This is a genomic window from Mojavia sp. (genome assembly GCF_059505145.1).
This window is the reverse complement of record NZ_JCACKA010000067.1, coordinates 1-2,018: the sequence shown is the minus strand read 5'-3', so window position 1 is coordinate 2,018 and position 2,018 is coordinate 1. Positions and strand designations below refer to the sequence as shown.

Here is a 2,018-nt window from a genome sequence, read left to right as displayed (position 1 = left end):
TGCAACCTGTCCAATTTCTTCTTCCAAACCTGTCCAAAATCTTCTTCAAGTCACACTGGATAAAGGCACAAAACCAAAAATACACTCAAGCGCAAATACTGGATGCCTTGCATTCGCTCCAACAATGGAATGAGAAACAAATCGCCTAATAAGCCGAACCCTAACCAGATGCTAAAAGCAAAGCTCGCTTGTGTGCCACTTGTACCTACAACATCCACAAAATAAAGAGCTAAAAAGCCCCGCACAACATCGAGCATTAAGTCTGAAGATTGCAACAGAATTAACCAGCGTAAGACGTTACGTCGTTTGAGTGCGTAGATGACATGATGAATACCCCCTTGAATGCTAGAGTCTGGCATATCCATTGCAGTAGATACCTTTACTTTCTCTATCGGAGACTTCCAGAGGAAGCAGAGCAGATAAAGAGTTAAGGCTGCCAAGGCCAGAAAAACATTCCGCCAACTTTGGTTGATCGCGAGCGCACCTGTCAAAGCCAAAGGCGCGATCGCATTGCCCAAAGAACCCGCCAATGCCCAACGTGCCATATTTGCTTCGTGGCGGTGGGGTTCAAGATCCATCAGTGTTGCCTGAGACAAACTAACAAACGCACCAGATGCCGGATAAAACAAAACTAATGCAGCTAATAAACTCCAAAATTGATGGCTCAGGGCAATTAGCGTCAGCGCAGCAGCAAAACTGCTCCCTCCTGCCAAAATCAATAATCGTCGCGCACCAAAATCTCCTAAAACTCCTAAAATCGGCTCTATTAAGCTGCTGACCGTATTGGGTATGGTCAATAATAACCCAATCTGCACGTACGAAAGCTCCAGCTCGTCACGAATCAATGGATAGGCTACGCCCATCACACCATCAACAATTTCGTCTAATACCTCAATCGCCAACAAGAGGCTGATGAATAGAATAACTGATTTGGTTGTTTTGTTCTGACCATCCACAGGCATCATCAAATTCTCCCATTCTCCAAATTTGTTTACCAATACACTCCTGTCACAGCGTTGGCACTTGGTGGGGGAATCCATGAACAAAAGCGTCGCCATAGCACTCTGGCGAATTGCCTGTGGTATCGATTTTCAGAAGCTTACCAAGGAGGGAATATCATCATTGCGACACAGCTAAATATCAGCACAGTTAACATCGTTCCTTACCTATTTTATCCCAAGCACGCCATTTGCTATTGTATGAAACTGCGGCGTTGCTAATACCCACCTATAGTTCAAACGCTCTGGCTAGTGCTATGGCTGTCTTGTTCCTTTGTGCTGCCAATGTCACCTCATGCCCCGCACGTTTCAAGCCAATGCCCAAAGCGCAGTATGGTTACACATCGCCCACCGAACCTACTGTCAGGATCGTAATCTTTAGTTTTCGGCTTGGTAGGGTGGGTGAACTCTGGCTCAATTGATCTTCCTGGGCTTTGCTTTGGTTCTACTGATGAATTGTACTCAATTAGGAGTGGCTGGTGCGTTCTTCCCCGCCAGGGGTTGGCGTAGCCATCGCTTTTATTCTGTCTGGGTAACCTTTTGCTGATATTGTTGGTACTCCTTATCTTTATGTTGCCAGTATTTATCTACAGTTTCTTTGGCAACCACAGCACTTTCATATTCATCTCCTCCTTGGTTTATTAATCGCTGTTTGGTTTGCTTGCGTAAATCAGAAACAATTTTTCCATTTATCTTCCGTGTCTTTGACCAATCTAAAACCCGTTGTGGATAAGAACTATGAAGAATGTATTTTTCAGTAAGAATGTCTGGTAAGGTGTATCCCTTTAGTTCCGATATCCAATGATAAATAAAACTTCCATCTGGGTCTTTTTCTGCAATATTTTTGTTGGGGTTATATATTCTAAAAGTATCGCTTAATGGATTGGTTACACCTGCTTGCATTTGCCATTGCCAATTATCAATCGCTAAATCACCGTCTACTAAATAATTCATATAATGTTTAGCGGGAGCATCCAGTTTTGGAAGATTTACCATTTCTGAGAAAATGTAGAAGGAAAT

At 43.4% G+C, this 2,018-nt stretch carries 3 protein-coding genes; 1 reads left to right on the top strand and 2 read right to left on the bottom strand.

Annotated elements, in window-relative coordinates; translation table 11 throughout:
- Positions 1-50: 50 nt before the first annotated feature.
- Positions 51-998 carry an MFS transporter gene (locus tag AC5JL8_RS16055; protein ID WP_495880693.1) on the bottom strand — a complete coding sequence of 316 codons (948 nt, stop codon included), beginning with the start codon at positions 996-998 and terminating at the stop codon, positions 51-53.
- 18 nt (positions 999-1,016) lie between these two features.
- Here AC5JL8_RS16055 and AC5JL8_RS16050 point away from each other — a divergent pair, with 18 nt between their 5' ends.
- Complete coding sequence (locus AC5JL8_RS16050; RefSeq protein WP_495880692.1) at positions 1,017-1,220, top strand: hypothetical protein; 204 nt, start codon at positions 1,017-1,019, stop codon at positions 1,218-1,220.
- Positions 1,221-1,517: 297 nt separating this feature from the next.
- On the opposite strand, the gene AC5JL8_RS16045 is transcribed toward AC5JL8_RS16050, so the two are convergent.
- Positions 1,518-2,018: FAD-binding domain-containing protein (locus tag AC5JL8_RS16045; protein WP_495880691.1), on the bottom strand; the 501-nt coding region annotated here is incomplete at its 5' end.